Origin of the sequence: Streptosporangium amethystogenes subsp. fukuiense (assembly GCF_042665875.1) — a bacterium.
GTDB classification, from domain to species: domain Bacteria; phylum Actinomycetota; class Actinomycetes; order Streptosporangiales; family Streptosporangiaceae; genus Streptosporangium; species Streptosporangium fukuiense.
The window spans coordinates 2115540-2132280 of record NZ_JBHTEE010000001.1 but is presented as its reverse complement, the minus strand read 5'-3'; the positions used below and the strand labels follow the sequence as shown (position 1 = coordinate 2132280).

The following is a 16741-nucleotide window of genomic DNA, read 5'->3' as shown; positions in this document are numbered from 1 at the left end:
GCCGCGACAGCGTCAGTCCTGAGCTCCGGCGTCGATGCTGTCGACGGTCAGGTCCGTCAGCGCCGCGATGGCCGCGGCGACGGTGGCACGCCCCCGGTTCAGCTCTGCGGCGATCGCCTCGGCCGCGCCCAGCACGCCGACGCAGCGGAGCCGGAGGGCTTCCTGCGTGAGCCCGGAGTACGGCCGCAGGGCGGTGGCCATCAGGTCCGTGTAGCCGTCGAGCAGCTCGCGCTCGATCGCCTCCATCTCCTGGCTCCCCTTGAGCGCGGCCGAGATGGCGGTCCACTCCGGCATGTCGGTGGCGCAGGCGAAGTAGGCGGCGCTCAGGACGCGGGCGATCTCGCGGGGGAGGGCCGGGGCGTCACGCAGGGCCTCCTTCGAGGCGGCCCGGTGCCGTTCGTCGAGCCGCCGGTAGAGCGCGATCAGCAGGCCGGGGCGGGTGCCGAAGTGGTCGTAGACGACTGGCCTGCTCACTCCGGCGGCCTCCGCCAGGCTGAGCAGCGTGAGGCTGTCGGTGCCGTGGGCGCGCACGATCGCCATGGCGGTGTCGAGCAGCTGCTCCCGCCTGGCCGGCTTGGACAGGCGGGTCGATCCCGTGGTCATCGTCCTCCCTTGCGTCGTCTCCCAGCTTAAGCTACAAAGTGTAAGTTACAGAATGTAGGTTAGTGAGAGGACATCACCGTGGAGCACTCCGTACTGATCATGGGGGGATCCGGCCAGGCGGGCGCGGGGACCGCAACCCTCCTGCGCCGGTGGTACCCGGAGCTGCCGCTGACGATCGCGGGTCGCGATCTCGGTCGCGCCCGGCGGGTCGCCGACGAGCTCGGCGGCGCGACAGCCGCGACCATCGATCTGCGGCGAGGCGACCTCGGCCTCCAGGAGACCGACGGCTACTCGGCGGTCGTGGCAACGGTGTGGGACAGCCACCTGAACGGACTGCGTTACGCGCAGGACCGCGGCCTGCCGTATGTCAGCATCTCCAGCGGCCTGGTCGACATCGGACCCGAGGTTGTCGCCGCCGGCCTGCGAGCCGGTGCGACGCCGATCCTGCTGGCCAGCCACTGGTACGCGGGGCTCGTCGTCCTCGCGGTGCTCGGCCTCGCCAGGGAGTTCGACCGGCTCGACACCATCGAGGTCAGCGGCGTGCTGGATGAACAGGACGGCGGCGGGCCCGCGGCCATGGTGGACATGGAACGCCTGCTGGCCGCCACCTCGGCGGGGCACGTCCGCCGCGACGGCGTCTTCGGCTGGGTCGGCGGCCCCGACGCGCAGGTGGAGGTCACCAGCGTCGACGGCGCCGTGCTGCCCGGCCAGATCGTCCCCATCCTCGACGTGCCGAGCCTGGCCCTCGCGACGGGCGCGCCCAACGTCCGCTTCGCGTTCGCGATCGGCGAATCGGCGGGCAGGCGGCGCGGCGGGCCCGCGTCCACGGAGGTCAAGATCGACCTCGAAGGCGTGGACCGCGCGGGCGCGCCACTCAGGACGAGCCGCCACCTCCTCCACCCGGAGGGGCAGCGTCCCCTGACGGCGCTCGGCGTCGCCCTCGGCGTCGAGCGACTGCTCGGCCTGCGCGGCGCCCCTGTGCCGCCCGGCCTCCACACCCCCGAGGCGTTGATCGACCCCGGCTATGCGGCCGAGCGGATGGCGGAGATCGGCACCATCTTCACCGGCGCGCACGGCGATCGCTGACTCCGGCGATCGAGGATCGCGGGCGGCGCGCCCGTGACATCCGTCACGACCAACGCCGGCCGCCGGGGCCAGAGCGTCGTCATCCGGGGTTGAGGAACGGCGGTACAGCCGTTGGCGCTGAGCACGATCTTGGTGTGCTTCGTTGCCTATTCGCTCGGCGGTGTTGGGGTTGGCGATCGTGGCCAGGAACGCCGCAGTCGCGGTGGCTCCGGTGCCAGGCCGCAGGCGGAGCCTCCTCGAAGGATGCACGTCCTGGACCCGACCGGCGCCACCCGCTTCACGCCTGATCTCATTATGTTGAACGATAGTACTAGTTGTACTATCGTTCAACATAATGAGAGTGAAGGGGGCGTGATGACGCAGCAACAGTTCACGCGGGCAGGGGCGCGCCAGTGGGCGGGCCTGGGCCTGCTGGCCATGCCGACCGGGCTGCTGGGACTGGACGTGACCGTCCTGTACCTGGTGGTGCCGAGCATGGCGGCCGATCTGTCCCCGTCAGCCACCCAACTGCTATGGATCATGGATGCCTACGGATTCCTCGTCGCCGGGTTCCTCATCACCATGGGCACGCTGGGCGACCGGATCGGGCGGCGCCGGTTGCTGAAGATCGGGATGATCGCCTTCGCGGCGGCCTCGGTGTTCGCCGCGTTCGCCCCCACGGCCGAGCTGTTGATCCTCGCGCGAGCCCTGCTGGGGGTGGCCGGGGCGACGCTCATGCCCTCCACGCTGTCGCTGATCTCGAACATGTTCCCCGACGCGCGTCAGCGCGCGGTCGCGATCGGGGTCTGGGCCACGATGTTCGCGCTCGGGATGGCCGCCGGGCCGATCGTGGGCGGATCGCTGGTGGACTCTTTCTGGTGGGGAGCACCGTTCCTGACGGCGGTGCCCATCGCCCTCGTCGTCCTGGCCGGGGCGCGCGCCCTGCTCCCCGAGTACGCGGCCCCGTCCACCGGCCGACTGGACCTGATCAGCGTGGGCCTGTCCCTGGCGGCGATCCTTCCGGTCATCTACGCCGTCAAGCGCATCGCCTCCGACGGTCCCGGCGGCCCAACCCTCGCCTGTGCCATGGCGGGCGTTCTGGCCGGAATCGTGTTCGTACGCCGCCAACGCCGCCTCCCCGACCCACTGCTGGACGTGACGCTGTTCGGCAACCGGGCCTTCACCGTGGCCTTGAGTGTGCTGCTCATCGGCCTGGTCGGAGTCGGGGGCTCGATGTACCTGGTCACGCAGTACCTCCAGCTCGTCGAAGGGCTCACGCCCTTCGACGCGGGGCTCTGGATGGGACCACCGGCGCTGGCGATGTTCGCCGCCGCCATCGGTGCTCCCCTGGTCGCCCGGCGCTTCCGCCCCGGCTCGGTCATGGGCGCCGCCCTCGGGGCGTCCCTCGCCGGCTACGCGCTGCTCGCCACCGCGGGACTCGACGACGAGGTCGCTGTGGCGGTCGGCTTCGCGTTCGTCTATCTCGGGCTGGGCGCCCTCGCCGCCCTGGGCACCGACATGGTGGTGGGCGCAGTGCCGGCAGCGCGATCCGGGTCGGCGGCGTCGATCTCCGAGACGGTCCAGGAACTGGGCATCGCCGTCGGCGTCGCCCTGCTCGGCAGTCTCACCACCGCCGTCTACCGCACCCAGGTGACAGTGCCTGAAGGCCTGTCATCGGAGACCTTCGGTCCCCTCACCGACAGCCTGAACGCGACCATGGCGATCGCCGGGAGCCTTCCGTCCGGGACCGTCAAGGCGGCCCAGCAGGCCTTCACCGGCGGACTCAACATCGCTTCCCTGGTCGCGGGGGTCGCCATCGCCGCTGCCACGGTGCTGTGCCTCGGGATGCTGCGTCACGTGCCCACACTCGGGGAGGCGCAGAACCGCGACACCGGCGTTTGAACGATGGTCCGACTATCCTGGAGGTCGGGCCGAGGAGCAGCATGGACGACACCACCGACGACAGCGAGCACGTCGACGGACGCCGCGCGCGTGGCGAGAAACGACGCGCGGAGATCATCGAGGCCACCCTTGCCGTGGTCACTCGCGACGGCGCGGCAGGCGTCACCCATCGCACGGTCGCCAAACAGGCCGGCACCACGACGTCCCTGAGCACCTACTACTTCGCGACCCTCGACGACCTGCTCGTCGCCGCCCTCACGAGTGTCGCCGACGCCTACACCGCCCGCATCCGCGACATCATCGACACCCCCGGCGACAAGCTCACCGGCCTGGCCCACCTCATCGCCGAGTCCGCCGGTCCCGGACGTGAACGCGCCCTGGCCGAACGCGAGCTGGCAACCCTGGCCGCCCGCCGCCCCGCACTGCGACCCGTGGCACGACGCTGGCGGGAGAACATCGCCGAACTCGCCACCACGCTGACCGACGACCCTGCGGCCATCGCCGCCCTCGTCGCGGCCTCCGACGGACTGTGCACCGCGATCCTCCTCGACAACGCCCCCGCCGACCCTGATCACATCCAAGCCGTCCTGCAGCGAGCCGTCCGCAACTGAGCCGATGGGGACCGTACGGCCCTCGGCCCGGAAACGGCCTGTCGCAAACGAAGCTGTCACCAGGTACACGCGCTGGTGTTGGCCCTGGTCAGCCGGTAAGCCGTCGCGGCGTGAAGGTCGTCCACTGTGCTGCGATAGGAAACCTTGGGCTTGTGTCATCGAAGCTTGAGCGACTCGTGAAACCGGGCGTTCGGCTCCGCGATACCGCGAGGGTGGCCGCTCACCTCGCTGGGATGCCTCATCGCGACATCGGGATCAGGCGGACTCCGCGAGCAGATGCACGACACCGGCCGGGTTCTTGATCCAGTGGGTTCTGGAATCGAGACTCTCCAGGGGCTCGACCTCGTCACACGGGTGGATACCGCTGTCGGCCAGTTTGGCCGCTGCCGCGTCCAGGTCGTCGGTGTGCAGCTGCAGCCACAGGTCGGGCTGGCTGTAGTTGTCGACACAGTCGAGCCACAGCGTATTGGGTCCGAACCGCACCGAATGAGTTCTCGAGACGGTCGGAGCGTAGGAGACGTCGTCTTCTTTGACGTCGAAACCCAGGGTGTCGCGGTAGAAGGCCACGGTGGCCTCGTACTGCGCCTTGGGGATCTTCATGGCGATGTTCAGGCCGGCGGTGAATTCAGGCTTGTTCATCGTTGCTTGACTCCTTCGTGTCGGTGACGTCCAGTGCGCGTTCCAGCGCGGCCAGCCGGTCATCCCACCGGTTGGCGAGCTTGGCCAGCCACACCTGGGCTGTGCGGATGGCGGCTGGTTCCAGCCGGTAGGGATGGCGGCGGCCGGCCGGTTCGCCGACGCTGATCAGGCCCGCTTCGGCGAGCTGGCCGAGGTGCTTGGCGATCGCCTGGCGGCTGATCGGCAACCGTCGCGCCAGATCCGTGACGGTTGCGGGCCCGGCGCGGCCGAGCTCCTCCAGCAGCGCCCGCCGCGTCGGATCGGTGAGCGCCGCGAACACCGCGACGGCCTGCCCTTCTGCATCAGGCGGCCGCATCGAGGTAGGTCTCCAGGTCGACGAGCTCGGCGTCCCATCCCTGACTGTTGGCCTTGTGGGCAGAGTGGGCCACGTCGGCGGCGGCCTGGGCGAACCCGCTCTCCACCAGGCGCAGCCGGGTACCGCCCGGCACCGGCTCCAGGGTGAGGTCCACAAGCGTCCGGGGTGCGTCATCCTCCGGCAGGCCCTCGATCGCCCACCTGAACACGAAACGGTGTGGTGGGTCGACCACCACGATCGTGGCGACGGATTCCTCGTCCAGGTCGTCCCAACGGAAGAACGCGCGCCCACCGGGCCGCAGATCAATCTCCGCCACCGAGCCGAACCACCGCGAGAGCCCTTCCGCGGTGGTCAGCGCGGCCCACACCCGCTCGATGGGGTGCCGCAGCACCACCACACGTTCGATCGCGTCCGAACCCATGCCACCCTCTTTCGCAACCTGTAGGTTGCCATTAATGGCAACCTACAGGTTGCGATCGCCGCCCACAAGCCACAGGGGAGCAGGGTGCCCTTCGCCATCCCGGAAGCAGGCTGATGGCGGGCTTCTGCTGCAGAAGGGCTTCACGCCACGCGGAGGATGACCTTACCGGTGGTGCGGCGGGTGGTCAGGGCGGTTGCGGCCTGGTCGAGAGGGTACTCGGCGCCCACCATGGGGTGGACGCGTCCCGAGGCGGTCAGGGCGAGTAGGTCATGGAGCGGCGCGGCGGCACGGCTGTCGGGGAGGCGCAGGTGGGCGCCCAGCCAGTAGCCGCCGACGGTGATGCTGCCGCCCTGTCCGTCGCCGCCTTCACCATGGCCTGGCTGATCAGCGAAACCCCGCTGCGCACCGGCCTCTGCCGCAACCCGTGATAGATAGGCTCGACATGGAATTCTTCTGTTACCACCGTGACCGGCCCGGCTCCGCAGCGCTGCGCGAGAAGCTCGCCGAGGAGCACTGGTCCTACATGGACCGCTACGATGCGCAGCTGATCGCCCGCGGCCCCACCCTCGACGGCGACACGGCCTCCGGCAGTGTGCACATCGTCGACCTGCCGGACCCCGCCGCCGCGCGGACGTTCGCCTTCGGCGAGCCCAACTACCAGGCCGGCGTGTACCGGGACGTGCTGCTGCGCCGCTGGCGCAACCACCTGGGCCGCACCATGTGGGACTTCCCCGGTAGCCGCGAAGGCGGCAACCGCTATCTGGTTCTCGGCCTCGGCACGGGCCAGGCCGCCGACCTCATTCCACCGCCCGACCGGCGGGACGACTTGATCGCCTACGGGTCGCTACTGTCCGACGACGGCGCCACCTGGCTGGGCACGGCAGCCTTGATCCGAGCGAGGGATCGGGACACGGCCCGCACCGTCCTGGCCCCGGACCGCTATGCCGATATCGAAGTCCACGACTGGGAGTTCGGCGGACGACGATGATCAACGGCGCGGGAGTGATGTAGACGGTGCGGATCAACCACAAGCCATGGCCGGAGCACCCATGACAACAGGGGCGCTCCGGCTTCGGTCGCGGCAGGCTACGGCTGGACTACCGGCGCCATAACTCGCCGCGTATCAGCCCCGGCAGGCGCGGCCGCCAGAGACCCATCTCTCGGTGACGGCGCCGGCAGCGTCGGTGATGGTGAGCTTGGCCCCCCACAACGACCCGGGTATGCAGCTGCCGCCCCCCTGTGTGTAGCGAGCCACCGGGTCCGAGATTCTGGTGCTGATGCTCATGCTGTTGGGGCCGTCGCTCCACTTGGCGGTGGCCGGGTCCGTGCCGCCCTGCCACCACGCCTCACAGAAGACCGTGAAGGTACTGCCGCCGGCGCTGCAGTAGGCGAAGGCAACGGTCGGGGCTGAGGCGGGAGCGGCTGCCGCCGGAGCGGAGCGGTACACCGCGGCGGACAAAACCGACAAGGACCGCCGGGACGAGACGATCGCCGTCCCGCGCGGCAGCCACCCGCTGACCGACCCCGTCGCCGTCTGGACCGACTGGATCGCCGTACTCGCCGAGGCGGGGGAGACCCCCGGACGACTGCTGCGCCGCGTCGACCGGCACGGCGACCTCGGCCCCCGGCTGGGCGCCGACGCCGTCAACGTCATCGTCCGTGACCTCGCCGTCCGCACCCTTGTGACCTGCACCGGTCCGCGTGTTACCCGTTGCCGCCAACTGGAGGGAGGACCTCGGCGCCGAACGCGAGAGCCGGAGCGAGCCCCCTGCGCACAGACAAGCCGTTGCGTCTAGAAACCGCTGCCGACGCCGGACCCGGACGGCGGAGGCCCAGTGGCCTGCGACCACGCATCCAACCGGCCCGAGACGGTCCGTTGTGCCTGTGGCCGCTTGCGGCCACCCGAACGCTCTTGCCAGCAGTGGGGCACGGCCGGATACTCAAGGCCGCTGACGAGCTTCGCGGCGGATCCTCCTACGGAATGGGACGTGATCGCATGCCCGATGAAAGCACCAGCCAGGACCAAGCCGGAGCCGAGGCAGACGCCCTCGCCGCTTGGCAGGCCATCCCGTACTCCGTCTCCCACGAGGAGGCGCAGCAGATCTCCCGGGAGTATCTGGACAAAGCCCGCAAGGAATTCGAGGAGCAGACCAGTCGGCTCCCCCAAGCCGACCAAGACAGGGCTCGCCAGATCGAGGCGCAGCTGAGCGCCAACGGTATGCAGGTGTACGCCAACGCGAGATGGTGGGGCTTTGAGATCGTCCTCAACGCCGCCGCCGCCGAAGCCGCCGCCGAGATCTCGGAGCTGGTAGGGGAGATCGTAGCCAGGGCCGTCCGTCCCAGGGTGCTCGGCCGGTTGATCGAGCTCTCCTTCCAGATCCGTTCTCTTATCATCCAGGCCATCGGCAGGCACCACGGTTGTCGGCTGGTGTCGCCCTGGTTCGCCCCGGGGATGCTCCTCCCCATCTCCCTGGCCCCCAGGCAGGACACCTCGCTGTGGTGGACGACCATGAACACCTCCCACAACTGGAGCGAGAACGAGAGATTTCCCGGCCACCTGTCCAGGTCCAATCCGGCGCTGGCGGAGTTCCGCAGCCGGCTGTACGCCGTGCACCGCGGGGACCGGGACGAATCGCTCTGGTGGACCGCCTACGACCCCGGCAGCAATGAGGGCTGGAGCGACAATGTCGCCTTCCCCGCCCATCGCAGCGCCGACGGCCCTGCCCTGGCCGTTTACAACAACTTCCTGTACTGCGTGCACCGCGGCGGCGGCAACGACAGGGGCCTGTGGTGGACCCGCTTCGACGGCAACCGCTGGAGCCCCGATACCCGCATGAACGGCGCGTCCAGCCGAGGCCCGGCCCTGGCGACCTTCAACGGCATGCTGTACTGCGCTTACCGGGACGCCAACAGCGATCAGATGTGGTGGACCCGCTTCAACGGCACCAGCTGGAGCAACGACCAGCCGTTCGGCAGCCACTTCACGGCTTCCAACCCCGCTCTGGCCGTCTACGCCGGCGTGCTGTATTGCGTGTTCCGCGGCGGCGGCTCTGACCACTTCCTGTGGTGGACCAGTTTCGACGGCACGCGCTGGAGCACCGCCCGCCGGCTGCCCGCCCACCGGAGTGCGGAGGGCCCTGCCCTGGCCGTCTTCAACAACAGGCTGTACTGCGTGCACCGCGGCTCCGGCGACCAGAGCCTGTGGTGGACCAGCTTCAACTCAGCCGGCTGGAGCCCCGACACCCGGCTGCCCGGCCACCTGAGCGCTCAAGGCCCCGCCATCGTCTCCTACCGGGAACCCTACGGCACCGAAGACCAGCTCTTCTGCGTCCACCGCGGTCACGGGTAAGCCGCCACTGCCGCCCGCTGGGAGTGGCTGACCGGCATCACCGATGAGGAACTGCGCCGCCAGCTCGATGACGACGAGTTCTGACCACGACCGGCGTCGACCGGAGTACCGTCACAGCGCGTCAAGGCAGGCCAGCAGCGCGGCCGCGGCCGCCTTACGCGCTCGGCGCGCTGGCAGACGCGGCAGAAGAACGACCGCTCGACTTCCTGGTAGCCGACCCGGGTGACCGCAGTTGTCTGCGGAGCAGGCTGCACTGGCTCAGGAGCTGTACGACGCCCGGGTCAAGACGATGGGCAGGTGCGGAGAGCCGGACGACATCGCCGACGCGGTGGTGTACCTGGCCTCCCACCAGGCCCGCTGGGCCACCGGGCAAGTCCTGCAGGTCGCCGGCGGCCACGCACTCTGACCATGCTCATGACGGCGTGAGCGACAGCGAGTGGATGCTGTTCACCGCGGACCGCAAGACCGAGGAGCTGCGCACGCTGGACAGCGGCTGACCAAGTTGCGTGAGTCCATCACAGCGGCGAACCGCCGGTCGCGACGGGCCCGGGTGACGGCATGCCCGGCTGTATCTCGACGAAGAGCGCCGCTGGTTTGACCTTGACGCTGCGTCAACTTCTAGCATCGCGGCCATGTCGATCACTGTTCTTGACACCTACTCCGCCATGCGGCGGATTCTGCTGGCCCCGGTCGCGGACCGCGTTGGCCTGCTGCACTCGATGCTGGAGCCCAACAAGGGTATGTACCGCTACAACCCCGGCGAGGTCGACCTGGTTGCCGTACACCTCGCAACGTCCGGGTTCCCCATCGACCGTGACGAGGAGCGTTGCCTCGACGCGCTCGAAACCCTGGCTGCGGCCGGGGCCTGGGAGCGGATGAAACGCGCGCTCGACGACGCTCTCGCCGTACTGCTGGAGGCCACGCCGGGACTGGAGGCCCCGGACATCACCGTGCTGTTCGTCCTCGGCGATCCAGGTGACGAACACTTCATGGGTCCCTGCAAAGGATTGACCGGGTTCGGCGGCATCTCGGGCCACATCGCCATCACGTTCTGGCCCTTCCCCGAGAACGTGGAGCGGCTGGAGGCCACCGCCGTACACGAACTGCACCACAACCTGCGGTGGAGCCCGGGCGGGGTTGTGTGGGACCCGATGACCGTCACGGTCGGCGAGCACATCGTCGGCGAGGGCCTGGCCGACGCCTTCGCCCGTCAGCTCTACGGCGACGAGCTCGGCCCCGCCCGCATCGGCGTGCCGCACCTGCACGACGACGAGGTCTTCGCCAAGGTGCTCACCGGGCTCGACGTGACAGGCATGCAGAACTTCACCGCCTGGGTGCACGGCGACCCCGGCGCGGAGCACCTCGGCGTCGCCCCGGTGGGACTGCCGATGGGCGCTGGGTACGCCGCGGGCAACCGGCTGGTCGACACCTACCTGGCGGCTACCGGGCAGACCGCGGCGCAGGCCCTGCACGCCGACGCCTCGGAGATCATCGCAACCACGCTGCGCCACGGGTAACACTGGAACGATGGAGTGGACGATCCAGGAACTCGCGGCGAGGGCCGGCATCACCAGCCGGACCCTGCGGCACTACGACCGCGTCGGGCTCCTGGTCCCGTCCCGGGTCGGCGCGAACGGGTACCGCTACTACAACCCCACCGCGGTCGCCCGGCTACAGCGGATCCTGCTCATGCGCCGGCTCGGCATGGGCTTGCCGGCCATCGCCGAGGTCCTGGCCGAGGAGGTGGACGCGCTCGACGGGCTCCGCGCCCACATCGCCGCGTTGGAAGAGGAACGGGACCGCATCGAACGGCAGGTCCGGTCTGTGCGTCACACGCTTGAGGCTCTGCAGGCGGGGGTGGAACCGCGGATGGATGTCATGTTGGCGGGGTTCAACGACCTCTACAAGGACGAGGTGATCTCACGTTGGGGCGAGCGCGCGTTCCAAGTGAGCAACGACTGGTGGCATGGCAAGAGCCTTGACCAGCAGCGGGCCTGGAAGCAGGACACCGACGACCTCGTCGCCGCATGGGTCGCCGCAGTGAAGGCCGGGGATTCGCCGACATCGGAACACGCTCAGTCGCTGGCTGCCCGGCACGTCCAGTGGCTGAGTCAGATCCCGGGCACCCCCACCGCCGAGGGCGACCGGGAGCGCTCGATCGAGATGGTGAACGGCATTGGGGACATGTTCGTCGACGACCCCCGCTTCGCCGCCATGTACGACGACGAGGCGGGGGCGATGTTCGTCCGCGACGCGCTGCACACGTACGCGCGTACCCGGATGTAGCTCGTGTGGTTCGCAGAAATGACTATTTCTGCGACGCGCACACCGTCACCGCCGTCACGCAGAGCTACTTTGCCCCTGGTGACGCCGACCCGAGTGGGGAGCCAAGGAGGCGCCGGTGACGGTGACATGTGGAATCGACCAAGGAATGCCTCTTCGCTGCGTATCCTCGCGTAGTGAAGATCATCCGCAGTGTGGTCGGTGCTCTCGCGCTTGGTGCGGGATTCGGTGCACTCACCTCCCTCGTCAAGGATGCGTCCCTGGGCGGGGTGTGGGTCATGAGGATCGCCGAAGTAGCGAGGCTGCTGCTGGACGTCGGCTGGTCCTGGGCCGCACTGGCGGTGGCGGCGGGATGGCTGGCAGGTACACGTACCCGGGGGGTGGCCGCCGGTGTTCTGGCATTGACCGCGGCTACGACGGTGTATTACTGCACGGAGTCCACCCTGAGAGGTCTGCCGTTGGCCTGGCAGGTGGGGTGGATGCTCCCCTGGCTGCTCGCGAGCCTGCTCTTCGGGCCGCCTCTGGGCGCTGTTGGCGCGACCATCAAGAACCATGGAGTGATCGGCCTGCTTGCCAGATTGACGGTGCCGGTCGGCGCGATCGTCGAGATGACCTTTATGCCACCCGAAATCTTCCTGATCGGGCGTCCGACGGAGACCTCGGTTCGGGTGATCGTCTGTGCAGCCGCCGCGATGGGCGTTGCTGTCGTCCTCATCCGTTTCCTCATCGTGAAGCAAAGCCCCCGCCGAGAGCCGAAGATGACGCATAGGGCTTGCCGCCGACCGGCCGGGATCGGCCGCTGCATTGGGCGATCGGCCAGACCGGCCATATCCCGCCCGATCTTTTCCCCAGCACTACGGGGACCCCACCTCGACATCGAGGGTGTGCCCGACCCGACCCATCCGGCCTGACGAACGGCCCGGTGTCAGCGGCTTCACCGCTCAGAAATCCTCCGCCACATCGTCAGTTCTGGTAGCCCCTCGCCACCTACGGAAGGATTGACGACCATGACCGACGCCAGACTGCTAAGCGACGACGAGGCCGCGTTCATCGCGGCGGCCCGCTCAAATGACGCAGCACAGTTCGCGATCATCACGGAGCGCTACCGGCGTGAGCTGCAGGTGCACTGCTACCGGATGCTCGCGAACTACGAGGACGCCCAGGACATGACGCAGGAGACGTTCCTGCGGGCGTGGAACAAGCAGGAGTCGTTCAAGGGCCACGCTGCGCTGCGGACCTGGCTGTATCGGATCGCGACGAACGCCTGCCTCGACTTCCTGGAGAAGCGCAACGCCCGCACACCAGTGCCTGCCGAGCTGCCGGGCACGGACTCGGAAGTGCACTACCTGCAGCCCTACCCCGACCGGATGCTCCCGGAGGACCCGCAGGAATCGGTGGTGGCGCGGGAGACGATCGAGCTGGCGTTCATCGTCGCCGTCCAGCACCTGCCACCGCGGCAGCGTGCGGTGCTCATCCTGCGCGACGTCCTCGGCTGGCCGGCGTCGAAGGCCGCCGACGCCCTCGAGCTGACCGTCGCATCGGTGACCAGCGCACTGCAGCGGGCGCGCGTGACGATGCGCGAGCGGCTGCCCGACCGCCGCCTCGACTGGCGGAGCCCCGCCACGCACGAGCTGTCGGATGACGAGCGCGGCGTGGTGAAGTCGTATATGGACGCCCATGAGCGTAACGACCTGGACGGGTTGATGGCCCTGCTGCGCGATGACCTGCGCTTCGCGATGCTGCCCGAGCCGGGCACCTTGATCGTCACGGCCAAGGACGCGGTGGACGGCTGGGTCTCCGGTGGGCTCTTCCAACGCGGCCACGACGACTGGCGCTGCATCGCCGCGACGGTCAACCGCATGCCTGCCGCCGCGCTGTACCTCCGCACCCCCGACGACCCGGAATACCGTTTGTTCACCATCGCGGTCCTGCACATCGTCGAGGGGAAGGTCGCCGAGCTCACCGGATTCGACGCCACCGACAAACCATGGCTGGGCCTGCCCCCGACGCTGTGATCAGAAAAAGGCCCATCGTCGACGAGTCCAGCGCACGGGCCGCCGTCACCGAAGTCACCGCCGAATGAGCACCCCGACCAGCTGAACACCAACGCGGCAACGCGAACACCACCGCCCCGCCGGCGTTGCCGGCGGGGCATCTTCATGCCCGAAGATCATCGTTACGATCAACGACGCCGTCGCCCTCATCTCCACTGCTCACTTGGAACGCGAGGAAGGGCCCGGGGAGGGGTCCCCTCATCGCCGAGGGTCACGGTGAGCACGCCAGGAAGGACCTGGCCTTACGAGCCGAGCATTTGGCCCGTGCTCATCGCCTCGTCTCGTATCGGGTCAGTACCACGCCGCCGGGAAACGTCCGCGTCTCGACCAGGTTCAGGTTCACCCAGCTGTCCAGCGCGGTGAAGAACGGCGTGCCGCCGCCCAGCAAGGCCGGTGCGGTGACCAGCACGTACTCGTCGATCAGCCCGGCCCGCATGGCCGTTGCGGCAAGTGTGGCGCCGCTGATGTCCATGGGGCCGCCGTCTTCGGCCTTGAGCCGGGTGATCTCGGCGACCGCGTCGCCGGTGACCAGGCGGGTGTTCCAGTCGACCTTGTCGATCGTCGAGGAGAACACCACCTTCGGCATGTCCCGCCAGCGGCGGGCGTACTCGATCTCCGCCGGTGTGGCGCCGGGCTGCTGGTCGGCGGTCGGCCAGTGGGAGCTCATCGTCTCCCACAGCTTGCGCCCGTACAGCGCCAGGCCGGTCGCCCCCACCCGGTCGGACCACCACTGGAACAGCTCGTCGCTCGGTACGCTCCAGCCGAGGTCGTCGCCGGGCGCGGCGATGTAGCCGTCCAGGGTCACGTTCATGCCGAAGATCAGTTTCCGCATCGTGCCAGCCTCTCGTGAGTCGATCTCACACGTACAGACGGGCACGGCGCGGAAACCTAATCGGTGCGCGATCTGCGTCCGCAGGTAGTCCTCGCGTTCCGGACTCGGCACGGCGTACTCGGCGGGCTCGAGCACCACGAAGGCGGGCTGAAGGAAGCGGGCATCCAGATCAACCCGGCCGCGGTCGCGCCGGTGGCGGCGGGGTCGTCGGTCGGGGTGGGTTCGGGGGAGCGTGTTGAACGAGCTGACACAGCAGGGCCGCATCGAGACGGTTGCTTGGACAGTGGAGTCGACCGGCCCGTCGCACGCGCCAGCCTTCACCGCGACCGCCGCCACCCGACTGCTCACCATGAACACGCCGGTGCACGGCCAGGGGAGCGGGGCCAGTAAACTGCGGGCCGCGCTCAAACGGGCCGGGCGAGTTCGCCACGTCGACCAGGATGTCGAACGACTTCACGCGATCTTCCGTGCCGAGCACATGCGTCTACCTGATCTGATGGGTCACCAGCTCACCGCGCTGCCCGGCCAGGTCGAGGAGAACCCAGAATATTGCATTGGGACGGCGCGCTATCCATACCTTCGAATGTGCTCGGTCATCAGCTGCGCGGTGGGCTCCGGCGCCTCCTCGGAAATCCAGTGGCCGATCCCCTCTAATGCCACGAATTGGTAGGGACCGGTCACCCATTTCGCCGTCAGCTCAGCGGTGTGGCGGCGCACCACCGGGTCGCCGTCACTCCACAGCAACAGGCTCGGCACCTCCACGGCGCCGATCGCCACGTCCGCGGGGTCTTTGGCAGCGAACCAGCTCAACGCCGCTCTCAGCGCTTCGGGACGGCTCAGCCGCCCCAGGTACTCGCGAGCATGGTCCGCAGGGACCGCCGATCCCAGTGAGCCCCGGATCCACGCGAGGTTGTCACGCAGCATCGCCTCCGCGCCTTCGGGCGCGAAGGTGCGATGGTAGCCGGGCACCGGTTGCGCGCCTTCCCGCACTGCGTCGGCGAAGGCACGCGGGTGCGGTGTGGAGAACGAGGTGAGCGTGACCACCCGCTTGGGGTTGGCGAAAGCGGTGCACCACGCGACGGAGCCGCCCCAGTCGTGCCCGACCAGATGGAAACGATCAGCACCCAGCGCATCCGCCACGTCCAGCACGTCCTGTACAAGGTGCGGCATACGATACGCCGTCACCGCCGCCGGGCGCGCGCCGGGGGAGTACCCGCGCTGGTCGAAGGCCACGGCGCGGAATCCCGCCTCGGCGAGCGCTACGACGTGTGCAGCCCATTGCCGGGAGCTTTCCGGGAAACCGTGGAGGAGGATGACCAGATCACCGTCCGGTGGGCCGTCCACCAGCGCATCGAAGCTCAGCAAGCCTGCATTGATCTTGGACTCCGGCACAGGACTCTCCTTGTGATGAGGAAGTTGGTGGGGAGGGATCGTCCTCGGCACCGGCTACTCGCCGGAGGTGGGAGGCGCGTTCTGCTCCCCCCACTGCCGCAGCGCCGCGATCACCGGACGCAGCGCTTCGCCCTGCGGGGTCAGGACGTACTCGTGATGGGCTTTGCCGTCGGCGGCTGGCACGATCATCAGAATGTGTGAGTCGACGAGCGTGCGCAGGCGTGTCGTGAGGATGTTCTTCGCCACGCCGAGTGTCCGATGGAACTCGCTGAAGCGGCGGTCTCCGTCGAGCGCGGCCCGGACGATCAGGAGTGACCACCAGTCGCCGATCACGTCCAGCGCCCTGGCGACGGGGCAGGCGTTGCTGTCCAGTCGTGTTCGCCGCACCATGTCGCACCCCTTCGTCAACTGGTTGCATGATGCTACCGCAGAGTCGGCCCGTCGGCGAGAGGCGGACCGTGATCGCGGCATTGCTCGCGAGACGACCCGTACCCGGTGCAGGCGTCGGCGTCGTCTGCGAGCACGGCCACCGGACGCCTCGCGCCGTGGCGTCCGGCCGCATGATGAAGGCATCTCGCCGCTCTTTCTGATCATCCGCCAGTTGGTGAACAGCGGATCGCGACCGCGGGCACCGGCTGAGTGCTTCAGAGCGGCACGCCGATATCGACAAGCTCGTCGACCGGCGTGCTCGTCAACGGCCTGTCTGGAGACGCTGCCGGCGGGCTGCGTCAGCTGTGATGCGTGTCCTTCGCCGCTTCTTGCGCGGGGTTAATTCCCGTGAGGGCGAGGCTGAGCAGCCGGTCGGCCTGAGCCGTACCGTCAGGTTCTTGTTCCGCGACCAGGGAGATGGCGTTGACGAGTTGGAGCAGATCCGTGATCGAGACATCGGACCGCACGGCGTTCGCGTGGCGGGCGCGGGCCAGTAGGTCTGCTCCGGCGTTGGTGATCATTGTGTGGCAGGAGACACCCGGCGTGGAAGCGCTGTCCTGGGGGCCGTGCATCAGGGAGGCGGCCAGACCTCGGTTCGACACGGCGTGTCGGGTGACGGCTCTCAGCCATGCCGTCAGCGCGTGGCCGGGATCGGGGTCGGTGGCCAGGTCGGCTGCGGTGGTGCGTAGAGCCTCGACTCTGTCGCGGAAGACGGCTTCAAGCAACTGGTGCCGTGAGGGAGGGCCTCCCCGTTTAGGTGGACAGCTCCGTGCACCCCGATGAACCGGAGATATGTCATGAAAACC

At 68.8% G+C, this 16741-nt stretch carries 17 protein-coding genes and 1 pseudogene; 10 read left to right on the top strand and 8 right to left on the bottom strand.

The genetic code is table 11. The features are described from left to right. Nucleotides 1-12: 12 nt before the first annotated feature. Nucleotides 13-603, bottom strand: coding sequence for a TetR/AcrR family transcriptional regulator (locus ACFQVD_RS09185; protein ID WP_343970999.1), 591 nt, complete (start codon nucleotides 601-603; stop codon nucleotides 13-15). 78 nt (nucleotides 604-681) lie between these two features. On the opposite strand from ACFQVD_RS09185, the gene ACFQVD_RS09180 reads away from it, so the two are divergent. From ACFQVD_RS09180 to ACFQVD_RS09170, 3 genes are all read left to right on the top strand, one after another. Next, nucleotides 682-1689: a hypothetical protein gene (locus ACFQVD_RS09180; RefSeq protein WP_343971001.1), complete on the top strand. Its 1008-nt coding sequence runs from the start codon at nucleotides 682-684 to the stop codon at nucleotides 1687-1689. A 354-nt stretch (nucleotides 1690-2043) separates the two neighbouring features. Further along, nucleotides 2044-3570: an MFS transporter gene (locus ACFQVD_RS09175; protein WP_343971004.1), complete on the top strand. Its 1527-nt coding sequence runs from the start codon at nucleotides 2044-2046 to the stop codon at nucleotides 3568-3570. A 41-nt stretch (nucleotides 3571-3611) separates the two neighbouring features. Beyond that, complete coding sequence (locus ACFQVD_RS09170; RefSeq protein ID WP_343971007.1) at nucleotides 3612-4181, top strand: TetR/AcrR family transcriptional regulator; 570 nt, start codon at nucleotides 3612-3614, stop codon at nucleotides 4179-4181. Between the two features lie 255 nt (nucleotides 4182-4436). Here the strand turns inward: ACFQVD_RS09170 and ACFQVD_RS09165 are convergent, their stop codons facing one another. From ACFQVD_RS09165 to ACFQVD_RS09155, 3 genes are read right to left on the bottom strand one after another with little or no spacing between them, the layout of a single operon-like run. Further along, the gene (locus ACFQVD_RS09165; protein ID WP_343971010.1) at nucleotides 4437-4820 is read right to left on the bottom strand and encodes a VOC family protein; all 384 of its coding nucleotides are present in this window, start codon (nucleotides 4818-4820) and stop codon (nucleotides 4437-4439) included. Next, nucleotides 4807-5175 carry an ArsR/SmtB family transcription factor gene (locus tag ACFQVD_RS09160; RefSeq protein WP_343971013.1) on the bottom strand — a complete coding sequence of 123 codons (369 nt, stop codon included), beginning with the start codon at nucleotides 5173-5175 and terminating at the stop codon, nucleotides 4807-4809. The genes ACFQVD_RS09165 and ACFQVD_RS09160 overlap by 14 nt, the downstream gene beginning before the upstream one ends. Further along, nucleotides 5162-5596, bottom strand: a complete 435-nt coding sequence (locus tag ACFQVD_RS09155; RefSeq protein ID WP_343971015.1) for an SRPBCC domain-containing protein — start codon at nucleotides 5594-5596, stop codon at nucleotides 5162-5164. Before ACFQVD_RS09155 ends, ACFQVD_RS09160 begins: the two co-directional genes overlap by 14 nt. Nucleotides 5597-6038: 442 nt before the next feature. On the opposite strand from ACFQVD_RS09155, the gene ACFQVD_RS09150 reads away from it, so the two are divergent. From ACFQVD_RS09150 to ACFQVD_RS09120, 7 genes and pseudogenes are all read left to right on the top strand, one after another. Continuing rightward, nucleotides 6039-6584 carry a YciI family protein gene (locus ACFQVD_RS09150; RefSeq protein ID WP_343971019.1) on the top strand — a complete coding sequence of 182 codons (546 nt, stop codon included), beginning with the start codon at nucleotides 6039-6041 and terminating at the stop codon, nucleotides 6582-6584. A gap of 1008 nt (nucleotides 6585-7592) precedes the next feature. Next, nucleotides 7593-8945: a hypothetical protein gene (locus ACFQVD_RS09145; RefSeq protein ID WP_343971026.1), complete on the top strand. Its 1353-nt coding sequence runs from the start codon at nucleotides 7593-7595 to the stop codon at nucleotides 8943-8945. Between the two features lie 283 nt (nucleotides 8946-9228). Further along, nucleotides 9229-9351, top strand: a pseudogene (locus ACFQVD_RS09140) (SDR family oxidoreductase); the annotation flags it as partial. Between the two features lie 226 nt (nucleotides 9352-9577). After that, a complete protein-coding gene (locus ACFQVD_RS09135) occupies nucleotides 9578-10462 on the top strand; it encodes a DUF2268 domain-containing protein (RefSeq protein WP_343971029.1) in 885 nt (294 codons plus the stop codon). A gap of 10 nt (nucleotides 10463-10472) precedes the next feature. Next, the gene (locus ACFQVD_RS09130; protein ID WP_343971032.1) at nucleotides 10473-11231 is read left to right on the top strand and encodes a MerR family transcriptional regulator; all 759 of its coding nucleotides are present in this window, start codon (nucleotides 10473-10475) and stop codon (nucleotides 11229-11231) included. Between the two features lie 173 nt (nucleotides 11232-11404). Beyond that, complete coding sequence (locus ACFQVD_RS09125) at nucleotides 11405-12139, top strand: hypothetical protein (RefSeq protein WP_343971035.1); 735 nt, start codon at nucleotides 11405-11407, stop codon at nucleotides 12137-12139. Nucleotides 12140-12235: 96 nt separating this feature from the next. Next, entirely contained in the window at nucleotides 12236-13243 is a 1008-nt protein-coding gene (locus ACFQVD_RS09120; protein WP_343971038.1) for an RNA polymerase subunit sigma-70, read from the top strand. Nucleotides 13244-13550: 307 nt separating this feature from the next. On the opposite strand, the gene ACFQVD_RS09115 is transcribed toward ACFQVD_RS09120, so the two are convergent. The 4 genes from ACFQVD_RS09115 to ACFQVD_RS09100 all read right to left on the bottom strand — a co-directional run bounded on the left by ACFQVD_RS09115 (nucleotide 13551) and on the right by ACFQVD_RS09100 (nucleotide 16660). Further along, a complete protein-coding gene (locus ACFQVD_RS09115) occupies nucleotides 13551-14114 on the bottom strand; it encodes a dihydrofolate reductase family protein (protein ID WP_343971370.1) in 564 nt (187 codons plus the stop codon). Nucleotides 14115-14681: 567 nt separating this feature from the next. Beyond that, nucleotides 14682-15506 carry an alpha/beta fold hydrolase gene (locus tag ACFQVD_RS09110; RefSeq protein ID WP_343971041.1) on the bottom strand — a complete coding sequence of 275 codons (825 nt, stop codon included), beginning with the start codon at nucleotides 15504-15506 and terminating at the stop codon, nucleotides 14682-14684. A gap of 54 nt (nucleotides 15507-15560) precedes the next feature. Further along, a complete protein-coding gene (locus ACFQVD_RS09105) occupies nucleotides 15561-15896 on the bottom strand; it encodes a winged helix-turn-helix transcriptional regulator (RefSeq protein WP_343971044.1) in 336 nt (111 codons plus the stop codon). Between the two features lie 338 nt (nucleotides 15897-16234). Continuing rightward, the gene (locus ACFQVD_RS09100; protein ID WP_343971047.1) at nucleotides 16235-16660 is read right to left on the bottom strand and encodes an SbtR family transcriptional regulator; all 426 of its coding nucleotides are present in this window, start codon (nucleotides 16658-16660) and stop codon (nucleotides 16235-16237) included. Nucleotides 16661-16741 lie beyond the last annotated feature (81 nt).

Excerpts from the sequence above, each read along its gene's own strand:
- ACFQVD_RS09170 (WP_343971007.1), top strand. The coding sequence starts at position 3,612 with ATGGACGACACCACCGACGACAGCGAGCACGTCGACGGACGCCGCGCG.
- ACFQVD_RS09150 (WP_343971019.1), top strand. The coding sequence starts at position 6,039 with ATGGAATTCTTCTGTTACCACCGTGACCGGCCCGGCTCCGCAGCGCTG.
- ACFQVD_RS09120 (WP_343971038.1), top strand. The coding sequence starts at position 12,236 with ATGACCGACGCCAGACTGCTAAGCGACGACGAGGCCGCGTTCATCGCG.
- ACFQVD_RS09160 (WP_343971013.1), bottom strand. The coding sequence starts at position 5,175 with ATGCGGCCGCCTGATGCAGAAGGGCAGGCCGTCGCGGTGTTCGCGGCG.
- ACFQVD_RS09175 (WP_343971004.1), top strand. The coding sequence starts at position 2,044 with ATGACGCAGCAACAGTTCACGCGGGCAGGGGCGCGCCAGTGGGCGGGC.
- ACFQVD_RS09105 (WP_343971044.1), bottom strand. The coding sequence starts at position 15,896 with ATGGTGCGGCGAACACGACTGGACAGCAACGCCTGCCCCGTCGCCAGG.
- ACFQVD_RS09130 (WP_343971032.1), top strand. The coding sequence starts at position 10,473 with ATGGAGTGGACGATCCAGGAACTCGCGGCGAGGGCCGGCATCACCAGC.
- ACFQVD_RS09185 (WP_343970999.1), bottom strand. The coding sequence starts at position 603 with ATGACCACGGGATCGACCCGCCTGTCCAAGCCGGCCAGGCGGGAGCAG.
- ACFQVD_RS09165 (WP_343971010.1), bottom strand. The coding sequence starts at position 4,820 with ATGAACAAGCCTGAATTCACCGCCGGCCTGAACATCGCCATGAAGATC.
- ACFQVD_RS09155 (WP_343971015.1), bottom strand. The coding sequence starts at position 5,596 with ATGGGTTCGGACGCGATCGAACGTGTGGTGGTGCTGCGGCACCCCATC.
- ACFQVD_RS09135 (WP_343971029.1), top strand. The coding sequence starts at position 9,578 with ATGTCGATCACTGTTCTTGACACCTACTCCGCCATGCGGCGGATTCTG.
- ACFQVD_RS09145 (WP_343971026.1), top strand. The coding sequence starts at position 7,593 with ATGCCCGATGAAAGCACCAGCCAGGACCAAGCCGGAGCCGAGGCAGAC.
- ACFQVD_RS09115 (WP_343971370.1), bottom strand. The coding sequence starts at position 14,114 with ATGCGGAAACTGATCTTCGGCATGAACGTGACCCTGGACGGCTACATC.